The 22,265-nt window shown below is 36.4% G+C and carries 9 protein-coding genes, 7 tRNA genes and 2 rRNA genes; 4 read left to right on the forward strand and 14 right to left on the reverse strand.

Annotated features, from left to right (window positions below; genetic code table 11):
• The first annotated feature begins 628 nt into the window (after positions 1-628).
• Genes JQN76_RS00795 through JQN76_RS00810 form a run of 4 tightly spaced genes read left to right on the forward strand, consistent with a single transcriptional unit; the run spans position 629 to position 5,886 of the window.
• Positions 629-2,167 (forward strand): PTS mannitol transporter subunit IIBC, encoded by a 1,539-nt coding sequence (locus JQN76_RS00795; protein WP_000083807.1) that lies wholly within the window; start codon positions 629-631, stop codon positions 2,165-2,167.
• A gap of 34 nt (positions 2,168-2,201) precedes the next feature.
• Entirely contained in the window at positions 2,202-4,334 is a 2,133-nt protein-coding gene (locus JQN76_RS00800) for a BglG family transcription antiterminator (protein ID WP_001836710.1), read from the forward strand.
• An 11-nt stretch (positions 4,335-4,345) separates the two neighbouring features.
• Positions 4,346-4,780, forward strand: coding sequence for a PTS mannitol transporter subunit IIA (locus JQN76_RS00805; RefSeq protein WP_001292149.1), 435 nt, complete (start codon positions 4,346-4,348; stop codon positions 4,778-4,780).
• The gene (locus JQN76_RS00810; protein ID WP_000648723.1) at positions 4,780-5,886 is read left to right on the forward strand and encodes a mannitol-1-phosphate 5-dehydrogenase; all 1,107 of its coding nucleotides are present in this window, start codon (positions 4,780-4,782) and stop codon (positions 5,884-5,886) included. The genes JQN76_RS00805 and JQN76_RS00810 overlap by 1 nt, the downstream gene beginning before the upstream one ends.
• Before the next feature lie 318 nt (positions 5,887-6,204).
• Here the strand turns inward: JQN76_RS00810 and fmtB are convergent, their stop codons facing one another.
• The 14 genes from fmtB to JQN76_RS00880 all read right to left on the reverse strand — a co-directional run bounded on the left by fmtB (position 6,205) and on the right by JQN76_RS00880 (position 22,255).
• Positions 6,205-13,626: an LPXTG-anchored DUF1542 repeat protein FmtB gene (fmtB, locus tag JQN76_RS00815; RefSeq protein ID WP_001048298.1), complete on the reverse strand. Its 7,422-nt coding sequence runs from the start codon at positions 13,624-13,626 to the stop codon at positions 6,205-6,207.
• A 277-nt stretch (positions 13,627-13,903) separates the two neighbouring features.
• A complete protein-coding gene (glmM, locus tag JQN76_RS00820; protein WP_000521495.1) occupies positions 13,904-15,259 on the reverse strand; it encodes a phosphoglucosamine mutase in 1,356 nt (451 codons plus the stop codon).
• A gap of 26 nt (positions 15,260-15,285) precedes the next feature.
• The gene (locus JQN76_RS00825; protein ID WP_000894032.1) at positions 15,286-16,218 is read right to left on the reverse strand and encodes a CdaR family protein; all 933 of its coding nucleotides are present in this window, start codon (positions 16,216-16,218) and stop codon (positions 15,286-15,288) included.
• Position 16,219: 1 nt separating this feature from the next.
• Complete coding sequence (gene cdaA / locus JQN76_RS00830; protein WP_001836708.1) at positions 16,220-17,029, reverse strand: diadenylate cyclase CdaA; 810 nt, start codon at positions 17,027-17,029, stop codon at positions 16,220-16,222.
• A gap of 188 nt (positions 17,030-17,217) precedes the next feature.
• Positions 17,218-18,126 carry an arginase gene (gene rocF, locus JQN76_RS00835; RefSeq protein ID WP_000167867.1) on the reverse strand — a complete coding sequence of 303 codons (909 nt, stop codon included), beginning with the start codon at positions 18,124-18,126 and terminating at the stop codon, positions 17,218-17,220.
• Positions 18,127-18,264: 138 nt separating this feature from the next.
• Positions 18,265-18,337: transfer RNA gene (locus JQN76_RS00840), tRNA-Lys, on the reverse strand.
• A gap of 3 nt (positions 18,338-18,340) precedes the next feature.
• Positions 18,341-18,415 (reverse strand) — tRNA-Gln (locus JQN76_RS00845).
• Between the two features lie 9 nt (positions 18,416-18,424).
• Positions 18,425-18,508 (reverse strand) — tRNA-Tyr (locus JQN76_RS00850).
• 29 nt (positions 18,509-18,537) lie between these two features.
• Positions 18,538-18,613: transfer RNA gene (locus tag JQN76_RS00855), tRNA-Val, on the reverse strand.
• Between the two features lie 7 nt (positions 18,614-18,620).
• Positions 18,621-18,692: transfer RNA gene (locus tag JQN76_RS00860), tRNA-Glu, on the reverse strand.
• A 1-nt stretch (position 18,693) separates the two neighbouring features.
• Positions 18,694-18,768 (reverse strand) — tRNA-Asn (locus tag JQN76_RS00865).
• Between the two features lie 10 nt (positions 18,769-18,778).
• Positions 18,779-18,893, reverse strand: a 5S ribosomal RNA gene (gene rrf, locus JQN76_RS00870).
• A gap of 72 nt (positions 18,894-18,965) precedes the next feature.
• A 23S ribosomal RNA gene (locus tag JQN76_RS00875) occupies positions 18,966-21,888 on the reverse strand.
• 290 nt (positions 21,889-22,178) lie between these two features.
• A tRNA-Ile gene (locus tag JQN76_RS00880) sits at positions 22,179-22,255 on the reverse strand.
• Positions 22,256-22,265: the final 10 nt, after the last annotated feature.

Genomic DNA, 22,265 nt, shown 5'->3' on the forward strand with positions numbered 1-22,265 from the left:
CGATAATTTAGATTGACAATCTGCTTTCATAATATAAATAGGAACATGCTATCATCGCATTCATCCATAACAAATTAAGCATAGTTATTTTTACAACTATACAAATTGCTCACACTGTACTTTCCATATTAATATTTTTTATATTCAATTTCTGGCGATCTTATTAACTTTGTCCATTAAGTCACCCTAATGTTTTACTTAATAAGCTAACGAATGAGCCACATCCGGGATAGCATCCGCCGATCTATTCGATCACTATCCTCCTCGTCTACAAATACATATATTGCACTCTATAAAGGCCACTCATATATTAACCTTTAATCTTCAAATACAAATATTTATTTGCACAGGCGCTTTAACTGTACTGCCGAACTTTCCCCCTTTCCATTAATCATTATTGTACAACGGTGTTGTTTTGTTTTGCAAATATTTTCACAATAAAATTTTAAAAATCCTAAAACAATTTTTTTGTTTTACTTTTTCAAAATATCTATACAGTCACATTGATGACACTTTATTTAATTTTGTCACATTTATTTTGACAAAGTTGATTTTTGTTTATATTGAGTAACAAGTAACGTCTCTATACACTATATATAGTCACATATATTAAAAAAGAGGTGTAAATATGTCACAAACTGAAGAGAAAAAAGGAATTGGTCGTCGTGTTCAAGCATTTGGATCATTCTTAAGTAGTATGATCATGCCAAACATTGGCGCTTTCATCGCTTGGGGTTTTATCGCGGCCATTTTTATAGATAATGGATGGTTACCTAACAAAGATTTAGCTACTTTAGCAGGACCAATGATTACTTATTTAATCCCATTATTGATCGCATTTAGTGGTGGTCGTTTAATTTATGATTTACGTGGTGGTATCATCGCAGCAACAGCAACTATGGGGGTCATCGTTGCATTACCTGATACACCAATGTTACTTGGTGCAATGATTATGGGTCCACTTGTTGGTTGGTTAATGAAGAAGACCGACCAATTGATTCAACCTAGAACGCCGCAAGGTTTTGAAATGTTATTTAATAACTTTTCTGCTGGTATTTTAGGATTTATCATGACGATTGCAGGATTTAAAATTTTAGCACCACTTATGAAATTTATTATGCATATTTTATCAGTGGCAGTTGAAGCATTAGTACATGCACACCTACTTCCACTTGTAAGTATTTTAGTAGAGCCTGCAAAAATTGTATTTTTAAACAATGCGATTAACCATGGTGTATTCACACCGCTTGGTGCAGATCAAGCTGCAAAAGCTGGTCAATCAATTTTATACACAATTGAATCTAACCCTGGACCAGGTTTAGGTATCTTACTTGCTTATATGATTTTTGGAAAAGGCACTGCAAAAGCAACGTCATATGGTGCTGGAATTATCCACTTCTTAGGTGGTATTCATGAAATTTATTTCCCATATGTATTAATGCGTCCTTTATTATTTATCGCTGTTATTTTAGGTGGAATGACTGGTGTTGCAACTTATCAAGCAACAGGATTTGGATTTAAAAGTCCCGCGTCACCAGGTTCATTTATAGTTTACTGTTTAAATGCACCTAGAGGTGAATTCTTGCACATGTTACTCGGTGTCTTCCTTGCTGCACTTGTATCATTCGTTGTAGCTGCTTTAATTATGAAGTTCACTAGAGAACCAAAGCAGGATTTAGAAGCTGCGACAGCTCAAATGGAAAATACTAAAGGGAAAAAATCAAGCGTTGCTTCTAAGTTAGTATCTTCTGATAAAAATGTTAACACAGAAGAAAATGCTAGTGGTAATGTTAGTGAAACATCTTCATCAGATGATGATCCTGAAGCGCTATTGGATAATTACAACACTGAAGATGTTGATGCACACAATTACAATAATATAAATCATGTTATTTTTGCCTGCGATGCGGGTATGGGTTCTAGTGCAATGGGTGCAAGCATGTTACGTAATAAATTTAAAAAGGCGGGCATTAATGATATTACAGTTACAAATACTGCGATTAATCAATTGCCAAAAGATGCTCAATTAGTTATCACTCAGAAAAAACTAACTGATCGTGCTATTAAACAAACACCAAATGCCATCCATATTTCAGTGGATAATTTCCTTAATTCACCAAGATATGAAGAACTTTTAAATAATCTAAAAAAAGATGATCAAGCATAATAATTAAATAAATTAAAAAATGGAGGATACCGCCATGTTATTGAGTACACGTGAAAAAGAAATGATAGCCCTATTGATTAAGTACCACGGTCAATATATCACTATACACGACATTGCTCAGCAACTTGCGGTGTCCTCTCGTACTATTCACCGTGAATTAAAAGGTGTTGAAGCATATTTAACTTCATTTTCATTAACTTTAGAACGCGCAAACAAAAAAGGGCTACGCATTGCTGGCGCAGATTCTGATTTAAACGATTTGAAGCAATCGATTGCACAACATCAAACCATTGACTTATCTGTTGAAGAGCAGAAAGTAATTATTATATACGCTTTGATACAAGCCAAGGAGCCAGTTAAACAATATAGTTTAGCGCAAGAAATTGGCGTTTCTGTCCAGACTTTAGCAAAGATGTTAGATGATTTAGAGCTTGATTTAAATAAGTACCAACTATCTTTATCTCGAAAGCGTGGCGAAGGCATTTACTTGGTAGGTACTGAATCAAAGAAACGTGAATTTTTAAGTCAATTAATGGTGAATAACTTAAATAGTACTAGCGTTTATTCAGTAATTGAAAATCATTTTGTCTTTCATTCATTAAATCAAATCCACAAAGACTTTGTTGACTTAGAGCGTATTTTTAATGTTGAAAGACTATTAATGGACTACCTAAGTGCCTTACCCTACCAACTTACCGAATCAAGTTATTTAACTTTAACTGTCCATATCGTGCTCTCCATTTCACGTATAAAAAATGGAGAGTATGTCGCATTAAACGATGATATTTATGATTCTGTACAAAACACATTTGAACACAAAGTAGCAAGCGAACTTGCTGATAAACTTGGTCAAATATATGACGTCACGTTTAATCAGGCAGAAATTGCTTTCATTACTATCCATTTACGTGGAGCTAAACGAAAAAATCTTAATGATACATCATTAAATAATCGTTGTGAAGAAAACAAAATTAAAGCGTTTGTTAACAAAGTAGAAATGATTTCCGGTATGACATTTGCAGATTTGGATACTTTAGTAGATGGACTGACGCTACACCTTAATCCTGCAATCAATCGTTTGCAAGCTAATATCGAGACCTATAATCCGTTAACAGACATGATTAAGTTCAAATATCCAAGACTATTTGAAAATGTAAGATTAGCTTTAAATGATTGTTGGCCTGATTTGATTTTTCCAGAGAGTGAAATTGCTTTTATAGTTTTACACTTTGGTGGCTCGATTAAAAACCAAGGTAATCGATTTTTAAACATATTAGTCGTTTGCAGCAGTGGTATGGGAACTAGTCGTCTATTATCAACTCGTCTAGAGCAAGTTTTTAGTGAGATTGAGCGTATTACACAAGCATCAGTCAGCGATTTGAAGTCACTAGATTTAAGTCAATATGATGGCATTATTTCTACTGTGAATTTAGACATCGACTCCTCCTATTTAACGGTAAACCCATTATTACCAGATAGTGATATCAGTTATGTCGCACAGTTTTTAAATACAAAGTCTACGTTCCAAGAGATACATGATAAATCATCAAACATGATTGATAAGGATGATGTTCATGTTGAAACGAAAGATATTGATGGCAACACATCTTTTGAAAATGAACAAACTTCAAACTTAACTTCAGTTTTCGAGAAACATTTAAGTGACGAAAAATCAGAACAATTAATGCATCATATGCGTTCGGGTTTAACTTTGCTTGATTCAGTGAAAATAGTTAGTACCGAAGTTAAACAGTGGCAAACATATATCGCAGATTATCTATATCAATGCGATGTAATAAACGATCCAACGTCATTCGCTGAACTACTAGAGCAACGATTGATTGACAATCCAGGATGGATATTAAGTCCATATCCTGTTGCAATACCACACCTAAGAGACAATATGATTAAACACCCTATGATTCTAATCACAGTTTTAGAAGAACCGTTAACATTGCCTAGTATTCAAAATGACAATCAAACAATTAAATATATGATTTCCATGTTTATTCCTGACAATGATTTTATGGCATCACTGGTAAGTGACTTGTCCGAATTTTTAAGTTTGAAATTAGAATCTATTGATACTTTTATGGAAAATCCACAGGAACTTGAAACATTATTAAGAAGCAAATTTTTAGAACGAATTAAAAAACAATTTATTTAGGAGTGTACAAAATGAGCGAATTATTTAGTAATGACAATATCTTTTTAAATGTAAATGTTAACAGCCAAAATGAAGCAATTGAAAAAGCAGGTAAAGCCTTAGTTGATAGTGGTGCTGTAACAGATGCTTATATTCAAGCAATGAAAGATCGTGAACAAGTCGTATCAACATTTATGGGAAATGGCTTAGCAATTCCTCATGGCACAGATGAAGCTAAAACAAATGTGATTCACTCAGGTTTAACATTATTACAAATCCCTGAAGGCGTTGACTGGGATGGCGAAGTAGTTAAAGTTGTCGTGGGAATCGCTGGTAAAGATGGCGAACATTTAGACTTGTTATCTAAAATTGCAATTACATTTAGCGAAGAAGAAAATGTGGATCGTATCGTTCAAGCAAAATCTGCAGAAGAAATTAAACAAGTATTCGAGGAGGCAGATGCATAATGAAAGCAGTTCACTTTGGTGCTGGTAACATAGGTCGTGGTTTCATTGGTTATATTCTTGCAGACAACAATGTTAAAGTAACATTTGCAGACGTCAATGAAGAAATCATTAATGCTTTAGCTCATGATCATCAATACGATGTTATTTTAGCTGATGAGTCTAAAACAACGACGCGCGTGAATAATGTTGATGCAATTAATTCAATGCAACCTTCTGAAGCGTTGAAACAAGCAATTCTAGAAGCTGATATTATTACAACAGCTGTTGGTGTTAACATACTACCTATTATTGCTAAATCTTTTGCGCCTTTCTTAAAAGAAAAAACAAACCATGTTAATATTGTTGCTTGTGAGAATGCTATTATGGCAACTGATACATTGAAAAAAGCAGTACTTGATATTACTGGCCCTCTTGGTAACAATATTCATTTTGCTAACTCAGCAGTTGATAGAATTGTACCATTACAAAAGAATGAAAATATATTAGACGTTATGGTTGAGCCATTTTACGAATGGGTTGTTGAAAAAGATGCATGGTATGGTCCAGAACTAAATCATATTAAATATGTTGATGATTTAACACCATATATTGAGCGTAAATTATTAACTGTGAATACAGGACATGCATATTTAGCGTATGCTGGTAAATTTGCAGGTAAAGCTACCGTATTAGACGCTGTAAAAGATAGTTCAATTGAAGCTGGCTTACGCCGTGTTTTAGCTGAAACAAGTCAATATATTACTAATGAATTTGATTTTACTGAAGCGGAACAAGCTGGTTATGTTGAAAAAATAATAGACCGTTTCAACAATTCTTATTTATCTGATGAAGTGACACGTGTCGGACGAGGTACGTTACGTAAAATTGGCCCTAAAGATAGAATTATAAAACCATTAACATATCTTTATAATAAAGATTTAGAACGCACTGGTTTATTAAATACAGCTGCATTGTTATTGAAGTATGATGATACAGCAGACCAAGAAACTGTTGAGAAAAATAATTACATTAAAGAACACGGTTTAAAAGCGTTTTTAAGCGAATATGCTAAAGTTGACGATGGCTTAGCCGATGAAATAATTGAAGCGTACAATTCACTTTCATAATTTATTGAGCTTTGTTTGAAACAAGAAGTTTCCAACGTTATTCGTTAACAATCAGTAATAATGTAGTAGTTCCGTTGAATTAACAATATTAAATTTCTGAACATAAAAAATACTCCCTTCAACATAGACACTTAACTTGTGTTATGTATGAAAGGAGTATTTTTGCGTTAATAACTTGTTTTATTTTCGAGCCACAGCCACCTATTCGATGGCTATTGGTCATTACTAAAACAAATTCATATTAACTGTTAGACTTGGTTACTTAGTAAGGAATATTTCCCTATGAAATAACTAGATGTTCACATTCTTGAATAAATTTTATTCTTCAGTTTGTTGGTCTTTCTTAGTGAATCTTCTAATTAAGAATGCCATACCTGCACCTAGAGCTAATTCAGCATATGGTAAATCGTCATTATGTGACATACCAGTATCTGGTAAAGTTTTAGCTTGTTGTTTAGGCTTATTAACTTTTCCTTGTTGGGCTGATTTTGCCTTAGCTTTGTTTTCTTCAGGCTTAGTTACATTAAGCATATCTTGATTAGCACTATTGCTTCCATTTGAAACTGTTGCTGGAGATGCATTGGCACCGTCGTTTTGCGTAGCTTTATTGTTTGCAGCTGAACCAACTGATTTTTGCGTATCATTAGTATCTGCTGTTGCCGTATCATCTTTTTGGCTAACATTAGTTGAAGTCATTTTATCTTTTGCTTCAGAAGATGCAGATGTTGATGGTTTATTCGAAACTTCAGTAACAGCTTTGCTTGGCGATTTATCTGCTTCGTTAGATGCAACGTTAGTTTCAGACTTAAGTTGTCCTGCATCAGTTTGATTTGTCGTACTTTCTTCTTTATCTTTTGATGTATTAGAAGGTACATTTGGTTCTGTTATGTCTGCTGAAGGCAATGTTTCAGTTGTTGATTCAACCATACTTTGATTTGTTGAATCTCTACCATCTTTTTCTGCCTTAGCTTTATTTTCAGATTTTGGTTGTGCAACCTTGTCATTAGTTGATTGAGATTCAGCACTATTATTTACTTCAGCATTTTGTTTTGAATCATTTACAGATGCATTATCTTTGCTATCAGCAGATGATGCTGCTTCTGTGCTCGCAGTTGTTGGAGCCGTTGCTGTTGATCCTGTTGGTGCATTCTCGTTTGTTGCTGTAGTTGTACTATTGTTATTTGTTGTGCTTTCTGCTGGCGTTGCATTATCAGTTTCTGTTACAGGTTTATCAGTTGTGCCGTTATTAGTTGATTCTACTTCTGGTTTACTAGTTACATCGTTATCCATTGTCGGACTGTTTGTTGATGCATCTACACTAGAATTGTTATTAGCTTGCGGTTTATCATTTGCATCATCAGTTGCTGATGTTGCTGTTGTTTCACCTGTTGCCGCATCACTATTATTTGGTGTTGTCGGAGAAGCGTCTGCTTTGCCATTATCTGTCGTCTCAGATACGTTAGGTTGTCCAGTATTTTCTGGTGTTGCATTAGCATTTGAATTTGCTGTTGCATCATTATTATCTATACCATTATTAGTATCATTAGCATCTGGATCATTCTGAGGCACAATCGCTTCAATTGCAGGTATCGTTACATTTTGTAATTCAGCAACTTCTGCATTTGTTTGTGTTTTATCTAATTTATCAGCAAATCTGTCAAAATATCTACCTAAATCCGTACGTGCAATTTCTTTCGCCGATGCATCTGCATCTGCATTTTTAATTATTTCTATTTGCTTGTTAACCACTTCTCTGATTGCTTCCAAAGCATTTTTCTTAACTTCAGGATTAATACGTTGTGCTTTAAGTTGTTCAAGCGCACTATTTTTGACAGTAGCGATTTCTGCATTTGTAGTTTGATCAGAAATATCTTCAGTTGCTTTTGATAAAATGTCTTCTAAAGCATTCGTAAACGCTTCTTTTTCTTCAGTTGTAGCATCAGCGTTGACATTTACACCTGCTTCAATCTGGTCTAGTGCAGTTTCTAATTCTTCGATAGCTTTTTGTTTTTCTGTTGAGTCGATTTGAATGTAATCAAATGCTTCAAGTCCTTGAGCTTTCGCTTTTTCAACTTCAGCAGTTGTTGTTGCATCAGTAATACCTTGTTTAGCTTGATCTGTAATTTGTTTAATCATTGCTAATGCTTCAGTTTTTTCTTCAGCAGTTAACTGGTCACTTTGATCAATAGATTCTTTCGTATCTTCTGCTTTAACTTCAATAGCTTGGTTCGCTTTAGGTTTAACAGTAGCATCTACTTGAATAGCATCAATTGCTGCTTTACCTTGTGTTAATGCATCATCAACGTCACCATTATCCACACCATTATTAATGCTTTCTAATGCAGTTTGAACATTTTGGTCAACTTGCTTAATTGCTTGTTGCTTTTCATCTTGTGTTGCATTAGTGTCAGCTGAAATATTATTTTTCTTCTGATCTGCATAAGCATATAAATCTGTTGTAGCTGATTCTTTTTTACCTGTTGGAATTGTGTAATCGTTAATATTATCTAAGTCATTATGAATTTGAACTTCAATGTCATCTTTAGAAGTAGCTTGATTAACATTTTGATCCGCAGTTTGTTTTAATTCAGCAAGTTTTTGTTTCGCTTCAGCAATTTCACTTGAAGTCGATGCGTTAGAGTTATCCGCTTCGTTTACTTTAGCATTATATGCATCTGCAATTTTAGCTAAAGCATCTTTTTTGTACTCACTAAATGTTTTAACTGCATTAATTTTAGCTTTTCCTTCTTTAACTGCATTATCAACATATTCATTTGTTGATGATTGATCGACATTTGTTTTCGCTTGATTTAATTCAGTATCAACTTCTTGTTTTGCATCATTAATTTCTTGTTGTGATGCATTTGGTGTTTGTTCTATTTGTGTTTTCTTATCAGCTGCAGCTTGATCTAATTCTTTTTTACCTGCTGGTTTCTTAACAGGATTTGCATGAAGTTGTTGAACTTTTTGTACTGCTGTATCTTTAGCAGTAGTTACATCACCTGTAGTAGTTGCTGCATTAATATTATTTAAACCTTCTTCATATGCTGCTCTAACTGGTCCAATATCGTTACCTTTTTCTTCATTAGTAGTCTCATTATTATTAAGTATTTCAGTTATTTTATTTTGCATTTCAGTTAGCAATTCCGCTCTTGCATTCGTTTTAACATCTGTTGATGCTTGAATTGGGTCAATTGCTTGAATTGCATTATCTTTTGCAGTGTTTACATCATCGATTGACTGTGCATTTTCAATATTTTGATTACCTTGTGTTAATTGTGCGTCTACTTGTTGATTTGCTTGTTCTTTTTCTTCAGTAGTCGCATCTGCAGTTTGTGCAATAAGCGCTTTTTGTTCGTTTGCTTTTGTTGCTAATTCATCTTTCGCAACATCTTTAATTGTTGTATCTGCAGTAATACCTTGAATATCAGCAACTGCTTGATCTTTAATTTGCGTAACATCATTAGTTGTTTGTGCATTTAAGATATCTTGATACGCTTTTTCTTTAGCTTTTAAAACTAAATCTTTTGCTGCATTTTTCTCTTCAGTTGTAGCACCAGTTGTATTATCAATTGCTTGATTTTGAGTTGTCACAGCTTGATCAACATCATTTTTAGCATTTGATTTAACCGCTGTTGCTGGTTGTGTGCTTTGAATTGAATTCTTTCCAGCGTCTTTCGCCTGATCTACACCATTATCATCAGTTGCAGCTGTAATATTATTTTTCGCGTCTGTAACTGCTGTTGCTAATTGTTGAATAGCTGCTTCTTTTTCTTCTGTTGTAGCATTCTGATCATTATTGATAACATTTGTTTGCGTTGCTTGTAATTGATCAATTTCATCTTTAGCCGCTTTTTTCTTCACAACTTTTGGTGTTACCGCATTAATCGCTGCTTCTGCATTAGCTTTCGCTTCATCAACTTGTGCGTTAGTAGTTGCTGCTGAAATGGCTTGATTTGCTTTACCATTTTCAGTATTTGCTTCTGCATCAGCTGCTTGTTTTTCTTCATCTGTTGCATCTGGTGTAGCTTGAATCTCTTGCAATTTGTTATTTAAAATTGCTGTGATTTCATTACGTGCAGTTGCTTTTTTATTAACTGTTGGTGTTACTTGATCAATACTATTTTCACCTGTCGTTTTCGCTTGGTCTACATCATTTTGACTATTAGCAGCTTCAATGTTGCTATTTGCTTCTGTCACAGCATTATCTACATTCACATTAGCCGCTGCAATTTCTTCTGCTGTAATGTCTTGCGTTTGAGCAATGGCTGTTTTACGTTCGTTCGCTTTCGTAGCGATGGCTTGTTTCGCATCATCTTTCGTTGTTGTCGCTGGCTGAATCGCTTCAATTTTAGCAATTTCTGCATTTTTAGCCGCTTCAACTTCTGCATTTGAATGTGCACCATCAATTGCTGTATCAGCTGTTGTTTTTTCAGTTTGAACTTGTTGTTTCGCAGCTGCTTTTTCTTCAGTTGTTGCACCATTATTAGCATCAATTGCTGTCTCTTGTGCTTGTACTTTGTCAGCAATTGCTTGTTTCGCTGTTGGTTTAACATTTGCATCAGGTGTAATGGCTGCGATTGTAGCTTCATTTGTAGTTTTTACATTATCTACATCTGTATTTGCTGCAGCATTATCTATATCAGCGTTTGCAGACAGAACAGCTTGATCAACTTTTTCTTTCGCTGCTTGTTGTTCTTCAGTAGTCGAAGCATTCATTGCTTCGATTGCTGTTTTACGTTCACTTGCTTTTTGAGCAATTTCTGCTTTAGCATCCGATTTCTTAGTTGTGGCAGCTTGAACTTGATTAATTGCAGCAATACTATTGTCTTTAGCTGTTGTTACAGCACTGTTTGTATTTGCAGCATCAAGATTCGTTCTTGCCTCTTGTTTTTTAGCATCTAATTCTGTATATGCAGCTTCTTTTTCTTCTGTAGTTGAAGCATTGCTATTTTGGATTTCTTGTTTACGTGTATTATATGCGTTTTCTACTTCTGTATCAGCCGCAGGTTTAACTCTTGCTTGTGTTTGAATAGCATTGATTTTATCTAATACTTTTGCTTTAGTATCAGCCACTTCTTGTTGTGATTTAACAACTTGGATGTCATGTAAACCTTCTGTTTGAGCTGCATCTACTGCTGCATTTGCCTCTGCTACTTCTTCATCAGTTGCATTTGAAACTGTAGCATTTTGAGCTTTTCTAGCTGTAGCAGCTTGTTTAACTTCTTTATAAGCATCCATTTTAGTTTGAGTTGAGTCAGTAATATTCTCAATTTTGAATATTTCTTCGTTTTTAACGCGTTCTAAATCTTGTGCAGTCGTTGTCGCTTCTATCGCTTTAACACCTGAAACTTTAGCTGCATTAATACGTTCAATTGCTTCCGCTACCTCTTCATTTGTTGTATCAGGATTTAAAGGCGCTTGATCAATTTGTGCTTGTACAACTTCATCAAATTCTTCAAGAGCTGCTGCTTTGGCTGTTGTTGCAGGTGCAGTTTGATTAATATCATTGATTGCTTTTGTTTTAATGGCTTCTACTTGTGCATTTGTTGTTGCTGCATCAATATCTTTAATTGCCTTTGTTTCAATTTTACCAATTTTATCATTTGCTACATCTTTTTCATCTTGTAATGATGCATTTGACTTTTTAATTTGTTGTTTACGAGTTGTAACTGCTTGGATAATATCTTGTTTCGCTTGAGGTTTAACTGTTGGTGTAATCACATCTTGTTCTAACACTGCGATACCATTATCTTTTTCAGTTGTGACACCTTGTGATGTTGTTTGTTTATTAATTTCTGCGATTGCATTATTTTTATCATTGTTAATTTTAGTCACAAGCGCTGCAACTTCATCTTGCGTAACTTTTTTACTTTGTTGTGCTGCTGTAACCTTTTCTTGAGCTTTAGCATCTAATTCAGCAATTGCTGCTTGATTATCAATTAATGCAGCTTGTAATTTAGTTACTAAACCGTCAATATCCGCTTGAGATGCACGATTTGCAGTTTCAACGTGATTCGCATCTTCATTTAAAATAGTGTCTGCTTGTTGTTTAAGTTTATTGTATTCTGCAATTGATGCTGTTGTGTAATGACTATTATCAACTTGTGAGTTTACTTGTTGTTGCAACGCATCTTTGTTCATTTCAACCGCTACTGAAAATGGATCTGCAGTTAGTGTAACTTCTGGTTGCGCATTATTAATTACAACATCTGAAGCAGTACGATATGTTAATTTTTCATTAAAATCAATATTTTTAGGTGTATCGATATTCGCAACATTAACTTTATATGATAATTTTAAAGATTTATCTGGGAATAAAACTTCTTTAGTGTGTGTACCACGTGCCGTTGTCACACCTTGGCTTGTAAATGTAACTTTATTTGCATTTTGATCATAATTAACAGTCATATTTTTCAATACTGTACTGTCTTCATTACCATTAGGGAATGTTGTAGTTAATGAATCATTAACGTAAGTTACACCTTGTGGTAATGTTACTTCATATTTAAATTGATCTGATTTTAATGAAGCACCAAAATTACCATTGTTACCGATTTCAGTATTAATAGTATATTCTTTATTGTTAGTTGCTTTCGGTGCTAAATCTCTATTTTTGACATATAAATGTGATCCTGAGAATAGACCTACATTATCAATGAATGAATAGTATTTATAACCATCTTTATTTGTTGTAATTCTTGAAGCATCAGCAACTGCTGTATTGTCAGGAATAAATTGTAAATCTAAACGATCAGCATCAGTTGGTACTTTAAATAAATGTGCAGTACCAGTCTTAGCAACATTTACAGTTGCTAATTCAGTATTTTTCTTAGCATCTTTAATAACTAAATTTGTTGCACCTTGCTTACTATTCGTTTGCATAGTAGTAAAGTTAATAATTAATTCTGAATCTGGTTTTACATTTACAGTTTTTGAAATACCGTTAAAGTTACCATGATCTGTAGAATCATTTGCATTCACACGACCTAATGCAGCTACATTCCCTCTAGCTTGGTAGTTTTGAGGGTTATTCTTATCAAACATATCGCTTCGTCTTAATTCAGAGTTAACGAAACCAATCTTACCATTGTTAATTAATGTATAACCATTTACTTTATCTGTAACAGTTACAGTTGGATCCTGTCTATTCTCATCTGTTGATATGGCAGGATCATCAAATGTTAATGTCGTATTAATACTGCCTTCACCAGTATTGCTAGCATTTGGATCTTGAGTTTGTGCGTTTGCTGCTACAGGTGCTGCTGGAGCATTCGCTGGCTGTGTTTGATTTGCCGGTGTTGCATTATTATTAGGTGTTGCTTGGTTATTTCCTTGACCTGCTTGGTTTGCCGGTGTTGCTTGATTTCCAGGTTGTGCTTGTGCAGCGTTATTCGGATCAGCTTGATTACCTTGTCCAGCTGGTTGTGTATTTGGTTGTGCTGCTCCTCCTGCTGGATTAGCCTGTCCACCTTGGTTTGCTGGTTGTACTGCTGGTTGTCCTTGGTTGGCAGGTGCAGCTGGCTGTGCTGTAGGATTAGCTTGAGCACCAGCATTTGCGTTAGGCTGTGTATTGGCATCAGCTGGTTGTGCTGGTTGATTTTGTGCAGGCTGATTTTGCTCTGCTGCAGACGCTGTTGTCGGGTTAGTAGATATAAAAGTAACAGTGGCAATTAAAGCTGAAAAAATACCGACATTAAATTTTCTGATACTAAATTTTTGTTGTCTGAATAAATTCATTAAGTCATCCTCCTGGTTGATTATTCTCGCTGTTAAATGATTTCACTTAATCAACTGTTAAGATAAGTAGTAGCATCTGCGTTAAAAACACAAAGCAACTCTATCTAATTAAAATTAATTTTATCATCATTATATATTGAGTGCCAGTGTATTTTATATTACATATTGATTACTTTGTTTTTATTTTGTTTATATCATTTTACGTTTGTACTATAAATTATTTCTAGAAACACAAAAAAACCGATGCATACGCATCGGCTTATTTGTAATACAGTATTTATTTATCTAATCCCATTTTATCTTGAACCACATCAGCTATTTGTTGTGCAAATCTTTCAGCATCTTCATCAGTTGCTGCTTCAACCATGACACGAACTAATGGTTCTGTTCCAGAAGGTCTTACTAAAATTCGACCTTCTCCATTCATTTCTACTTCTACTTTAGTCATAACTTCTTTAACGTCAACATTTTCTTCAACACGATATTTATCTGTTACGCGTACGTTAATTAATGATTGTGGATATTTTTTCATTTGTCCAGCTAATTCACTTAGTGATTTACCAGTCATTTTTATTACAGAAGCTAATTGAATACCAGTTAATAAACCATCACCAGTTGTATTGTAATCCATCATAACGATATGCCCAGATTGTTCCCCACCTAAGTTATAATTACCGCGACGCATTTCTTCTACTACATATCTGTCTCCAACTTTAGTTTTATTAGATTTAATTCCTTCTTGTTCAAGCGCTTTGTAAAAACCTAAATTACTCATAACAGTAGAAACAATCATGTCATTATTCAATTCTTGATTTTTATGCATTTCTTGACCAATAATAAACATAATTTGGTCACCGTCAACGATTTGACCATTCTCATCTACTGCTATGATTCTGTCTCCATCGCCGTCAAATGCTAACCCAAAATCACTTTCAGTTTCAACTACTTTTTCAGCTAATTTTTCAGGATGTGTAGAGCCACATTTCTCATTGATATTATATCCATCAGGACTACATCCAATTGTTTCAGTATCTGCTTCTAAATCACCAAATAAGAATGGCGCTAGTGATGATGTTGAACCATTTGCACCATCTAAAACAATTTTCAAACCTTCAAAGTTAACATCTACTGTTGATTTTAAATAGCTCAAATATTTTTGTGCCCCTTCAAAGTAATCTGAATAATGTACAATATCATTGCCAACTGGTCTTGGTAATTCTGGGTTTTCTTGATCCAACAATGCTTCAATTTCATTTTCTTGTTCATCTGATAGTTTAAAACCATCTGATCCAAAGAATTTAATACCATTATCTGCAACTGGATTATGAGAGGCTGAAATCATTACACCTAACTCTGCACCCATATCGCGTGTTAAATATGCAACACCTGGTGTTGAAATAATACCTAATCGCATCACTTCTGCACCAATTGAAATCAAACCAGCTATTAATGCTGATTCTAACATTTCACCTGAAACTCTAGTATCGCGACCTACAAGTACACGTGGGTGTTTTTCACCTTTATTATGTGCTAGAACATAGCCACCGTATCTTCCTAATTTAAATGCCAATTCAGGTGTTAGTTCTTGGTTTGCGACACCTCTTACTCCGTCTGTACCAAAATATTTTCCCATTGTTTACTCTCCTTTAATTTAGCTATTTATTTTACATTTATATAAGCCTTCGTTTCACTTGGTTGTGCTTTAGTGACATGTTCTGGTAAATTGATTTTTACAGTCTTTTCAGTTGATTCTGAAATACCATCTAAATCTACTTCTGCATCAACTTCGCTTATATTTTGTAAGTCATCTCGACTACCGAAGATTTCAATTTCTTTATCTTCTAAATCAATCGAACTTAACTCTTTATCATCTGCTAAACTACCTTTCTGTTTAACATTTACTTTAACCTTTTTGCTAAAAGGCTCTACTTTAACTTGTAAATTCACTTCATTAGGTTGAATCGATACATTTAATTTATTCAGTTTTTTATCAAAAGCCGTTACTTCTGCGACATCTTTTGTGTCACCATTAATCTTTTTATTAGTTTTAAAAGTGGCTTTTAAATAAGCGATATCATTCAATTGTTCTTCTCCACCTGTTACTTTAACTGTTTGTGGTGAAACTTCTTGCTTTGTAATTTTATAAAGTGGATCAATATCACTCTGACTTACATCAGGTTGAACTGTCATCTTTTTAGTTACTTTGTTTTCAAGCGTAATATTTGCTAATTTAGGTTTTACAGAATAATGAATGTCATCAGCTAACCCTTTAACTTGATACTTCTCTTGATATTTTCCAGCTTTAGCATTTGATAAATCAATCACTACTCTTAAATCTTCTGGATTTTCAATTTTTATTATCTTTGATTGTGGTCCTGAAATAGTCACATTAACTGTTTCAGGCGCTTTTGTTAAATGCAAATCTTTAGTGTTATAAAGAATTTCAACGGGTACATCTTGAATCGTTTTACTAGACTTTTGACCAAGATTACCAGTGTTAAAGATATTTCCAAAAACATTGTTAACAGATAAAAAGAAAAACAATGCCAAAAGAAAGGCAATAAATCTCAAGCCCCATTTACTTTCTAGCATATTATTTCACACCTTTCTTTTGAAAGCGTGTGCCAAACCAATGTTCAGCAAGCAACTCTTCAAAAATTTCGTTTGAAATGTCTCGTCGTAATTTTCCATCAAATGTTACCGAAATATCACCAGTTTCTTCAGATACAATAACGGTAAATGCATCAGATACTTCTGAAATACCAACCGCAGCTCTATGTCTTGTACCCAAACTTTTAGATATCTTAGGACTATCAGACAATGGCAAATAACTTGCTGCTGCTGCAATCTTCGTGCCTTGAATAATCATTGCACCATCATGTAAAGGTGTGTTAGGTATAAAGACATTAATTAAAAGTTCTTGCGAAATATTTGAATCCATTGCAATACCTGTTTCAATATAATCTTGAAGACCTGTTTCTTTTTCAAAGACAATTAATGCACCTATAAGTCTTTTAGCCATATATTGCACAGCCTTTGAAACCGATTGAATCAATTTCTCTTCATCTTTACTATACGTATTAGAAGTATAGCGTTTTAAAAAGCTACCTCTACCAAGTTGTTCTAACGCACGTCTAATTTCTGGTTGGAATATTACTATTAAAGCTAATACCCCCCATTGAATAACGATATCGAATAATTTAGATGTTGCAGTCAAGTTCAATATCATACTTATCTGCTGACCAATAACAATTACTAATATCCCTTTAAGTAATTGTATCGCTTTAGTTCCCTTAAAGACTGTGATGAGAAGATAAAGTACATACCAAACTATCAGTAAATCAAGGATACTCGTTACAATTTTTAACGTACTGAAGTTTTGAAAAAAGTTGGAAAAATCCATAACATCTCCTCCGGGTAATATTTTTCCATAATACCCATTATACCAATCATTTACATCACTGTCATACGAACATATATTTAAATAGAAAAAATTTATTTTAAAGATTATAACTACTCTTAATCATTTTAGTGAATTAAAAAAAGTAGTGCAAAAAGCAAAATATACTTTATACACTACAAATCATTTATTTATAATAAAGTTTCACCAAAAAATGTTCCAACTAATGAAACCGCTTGTTCAGCAGTATGATTATTACTGTCAATCAATGGATTTACTTCAACTAAATCCATTGAGGAAATTAAATGTGATTGATGCAGTAATTCCAATGCAAAATGGCTTTCTCTATAACTAAGACCACCCAAAACTCTAGTACCAGTGCCTGGCGTTTCAAGCGGATCTAAAGCATCAACATCTAAAGATAAATGAACGCCATCAACATTGCGTGACTTCAAATATTCTATTGTATTTTCAATTACTTCCTTTATCCCCAATTTATCAATATCTGACATAGTAAATGTTTTAATATTATGATCTTTGATAAATTGTCTTTCACCTTTATCTAAATCTCTCATACCAATTAGTACGATGTTTTCTGGCTTGATTACATTACTATTTAATTCTAAAAGTTCTTTGGGACCTTCGCCTGTCAAAATCCTTAGAGGCATACCATGAATATTTCCACTTGGTGACTCTTCAGGTATATTTAAATCACCATGTGCATCATACCAAATAACACCTAAATTATTATAATGTTTACTTATTGCTGATACTGAACCTACCGCAATAGAATGATCTCCACCAAGAACTAGAGGAAATCTGTTATTTTCAATTGATGCTGAAACTTCTTTATTTAATTTTTGATTAACATCTATAATTTCATCATAATTTCTTAATCCTTTTTGTTCACTATGAAATTTTTCAATGTTCACAGCAGGTACCTTAATATCCCCCTTGTCATATACATCAAGGTCTAATTGCTTTAATCTTGAAATTAATCCAGCATATCTAATTGCTGTTGGTCCTAAATCAACACCTAATTTTCTTTGTCCAAATGTTGATGGTGCACCTATAATATCAATTGCTTTTGTCTTTGTCATAAGCGTCCCCCTTTGCTCTATGTAATTAAAGAATAATGTATGCGCTTACCATTATCAAGCAATAGCTACACATATAATCTGTTTATCTTATTACTTCATAAAAAAAAAGCACTTCCCAAAAATGGAAAGTGCAAGTAGTGAGCCATAGAGGATTCGAACCTCTGACCCTCTGATTAAAAGTCAGATGCTCTACCAACTGAGCTAATGGCTCTAATGGCTGGGCTAGCTGGATTCGAACCAACGAGTGACGGAGTCAAAGTCCGTTGCCTTACCGCTTGGCTATAGCCCAATATATAGATGGTGGAGGGGGGCAGATTCGAACTGCCGAACCCGAAGGAGCGGATTTACAGTCCGCCGCGTTTAGCCACTTCGCTACCCCTCCAGCTTATTCATATAATTTAATAATCAAAATGGTGGAGAATGACGGGTTCGAACCGCCGACCCTCTGCTTGTAAGGCAGATGCTCTCCCAGCTGAGCTAATTCTCCAAAATAATGACTCCTACGGGACTCGAACCCGTGTTACCGCCGTGAAAGGGCGGTGTCTTAACCGCTTGACCAAGGAGCCATGGCTCCACAGGTAGGACTCGAACCTACGACCGATCGGTTAACAGCCGATAGCTCTACCACTGAGCTACTGTGGATTAATATTATGCCTGGCAACGTTCTACTCTAGCGGAACGTAAGTTCGACTACCATCGACGCTAAGGAGCTTAACTTCTGTGTTCGGCATGGGAACAGGTGTGACCTCCTTGCTATAGTCACCAGACATATGAATGTAATTTATACATTCAAAACTAGATAGTAAGTAAAAGTGATTTTGCTTCGCAAAACATTTATTTTGATTAAGTCTTCGATCGATTAGTATTCGTCAGCTCCACATGTCACCATGCTTCCACCTCGAACCTATTAACCTCATCATCTTTGAGGGATCTTATAACCGAAGTTGGGAAATCTCATCTTGAGGGGGGCTTCATGCTTAGATGCTTTCAGCACTTATCCCGTCCACACATAGCTACCCAGCTATGCCGTTGGCACGACAACTGGTACACCAGAGGTATGTCCATCCCGGTCCTCTCGTACTAAGGACAGCTCCTCTCAAATTTCCTACGCCCACGACGGATAGGGACCGAACTGTCTCACGACGTTCTGAACCCAGCTCGCGTACCGCTTTAATGGGCGAACAGCCCAACCCTTGGGACCGACTACAGCCCCAGGATGCGATGAGCCGACATCGAGGTGCCAAACCTCCCCGTCGATGTGAACTCTTGGGGGAGATAAGCCTGTTATCCCCGGGGTAGCTTTTATCCGTTGAGCGATGGCCCTTCCATGCGGAACCACCGGATCACTAAGTCCGTCTTTCGACCCTGCTCGACTTGTAGGTCTCGCAGTCAAGCTCCCTTATGCCTTTACACTCTATGAATGATTTCCAACCATTCTGAGGGAACCTTTGAGCGCCTCCGTTACCTTTTAGGAGGCGACCGCCCCAGTCAAACTGCCCGCCTGACACTGTCTCCCACCACGATAAGTGGTGCGGGTTAGAAAGCCAACACAGCTAGGGTAGTATCCCACCAGCGCCTCCACGTAAGCTAGCGCTCACGTTTCAAAGGCTCCTACCTATCCTGTACAAGCTGTGCCGAATTTCAATATCAGGCTACAGTAAAGCTCCACGGGGTCTTTCCGTCCTGTCGCGGGTAACCTGCATCTTCACAGGTACTATGATTTCACCGAGTCTCTCGTTGAGACAGTGCCCAAATCGTTACGCCTTTCGTGCGGGTCGGAACTTACCCGACAAGGAATTTCGCTACCTTAGGACCGTTATAGTTACGGCCGCCGTTTACTGGGGCTTCGATTCGTAGCTTCGCAGAAGCTAACCACTCCTCTTAACCTTCCAGCACCGGGCAGGCGTCAGCCCCTATACATCACCTTACGGTTTAGCAGAGACCTGTGTTTTTGATAAACAGTCGCTTGGGCCTATTCACTGCGGCTCTTCTGGGCGTTAACCCTAAAGAGCACCCCTTCTCCCGAAGTTACGGGGTCATTTTGCCGAGTTCCTTAACGAGAGTTCGCTCGCTCACCTTAGAATTCTCATCTTGACTACCTGTGTCGGTTTGCGGTACGGGCACCTATTTTCTATCTAGAGGCTTTTCTCGGCAGTGTGAAATCAACGACTCGAAGACTCAATGTCTTCTCCCCATCACAGCTCAGCCTTAACGAGTACCGGATTTGCCTAATACTCAGCCTTACTGCTTAGACGTGCAATCCAATCGCACGCTTCGCCTATCCTACTGCGTCCCCCCATCGATTAAAACGATTATAGGTGGTACAGGAATATCAACCTGTTATCCATCGCCTACGCCTGTCGGCCTCAGCTTAGGACCCGACTAACCCAGAGCGGACGAGCCTTCCTCTGGAAACCTTAGTCAATCGGTGGACGGGATTCTCACCCGTCTTTCGCTACTCACACCGGCATTCTCACTTCTAAGCGCTCCACATGTCCTTACGATCATGCTTCAACGCCCTTAGAACGCTCTCCTACCATTGTCCAAAGGACAATCCACAGCTTCGGTAATATGTTTAGCCCCGGTACATTTTCGGCGCAGTGTCACTCGACTAGTGAGCTATTACGCACTCTTTAAATGATGGCTGCTTCTAAGCCAACATCCTAGTTGTCTGGGCAACGCCACATCCTTTTCCACTTAACATATATTTTGGGACCTTAGCTGGTGGTCTGGGCTGTTTCCCTTTCGAACACGGACCTTATCACCCATGTTCTGACTCCCAAGTTAAATTAATTGGCATTCGGAGTTTGTCTGAATTCGGTAACCCGAGAGGGGCCCCTCGTCCAAACAGTGCTCTACCTCCAATAATCATCACTTGAGGCTAGCCCTAAAGCTATTTCGGAGAGAACCAGCTATCTCCAGGTTCGATTGGAATTTCTCCGCTACCCTCAGTTCATCCGCTCACTTTTCAACGTAAGTCGGTTCGGTCCTCCATTCAGTGTTACCTGAACTTCAACCTGACCAAGGGTAGATCACCTGGTTTCGGGTCTACGACCAAATACTAAACGCCCTATTCAGACTCGCTTTCGCTACGGCTCCACATTTACTGCTTAACCTTGCATCAAATCGTAACTCGCCGGTTCATTCTACAAAAGGCACGCCATCACCCATTAACGGGCTCTGACTACTTGTAAGCACACGGTTTCAGGTTCTATTTCACTCCCCTTCCGGGGTGCTTTTCACCTTTCCCTCACGGTACTGGTTCACTATCGGTCACTAGAGAGTATTTAGCCTTAGGAGATGGTCCTCCCAGATTCCGACGGAATTTCACGTGCTCCGTCGTACTCAGGATCCACTCAAGAGAGACAACATTTTCGACTACAGGATTATTACCTTCTTTGATTCATCTTTCCAGATGATTCGTCTAATGTCGTCCTTTGTAACTCCGTATAGAGTGTCCTACAACCCCAACAAGCAAGCTTGTTGGTTTGGGCTCTTCCCGTTTCGCTCGCCGCTACTAAGGGAATCGAATTTTCTTTCTCTTCCTCCGGGTACTAAGATGTTTCAGTTCTCCGGGTGTGCCTTCTGATATGCTATGTATTCACATATCGATAACATGACATAACTCATGCTGGGTTTCCCCATTCGGAAATCTCTGGATCAAAGCTTACTTACAGCTCCCCAAAGCATATCGTCGTTAGTAACGTCCTTCATCGGCTTCTAGTGCCAAGGCATCCACCGTGCGCCCTTAATAACTTAATCTATGTTTCCACCATTTTTATAAGTCAAACGCTCACATACGGCTTCGTTTTCATTATTTTAAATGCTCATTTACATAAGTAAACTCTGCTTTAAAATAATTTAACTCATTGTCTGCTAAACGTTTTCTTTTATAAAAAGATTTAAACGCGTTATTAATCTTGTGAGTGTTCTTTCGAACACTAGCGATTATTTCTTATGAATTCAAGCTTATTTAAAACTCTTTATTCACTCGGTTTTGCTTGGTAAAATCTATATTTTACTTACTTATCTAGTTTTCAATGTACAAATAATGGTGGGCCTAAGTGGACTCGAACCACCGACCTCACGCTTATCAGGCGTGCGCTCTAACCAGCTGAGCTATAGGCCCATTTTTTTGA

It is taken from the genome of Staphylococcus sp. SM3655 (genome assembly GCF_016917315.1).
Taxonomy (GTDB): domain Bacteria; phylum Bacillota; class Bacilli; order Staphylococcales; family Staphylococcaceae; genus Staphylococcus; species Staphylococcus aureus.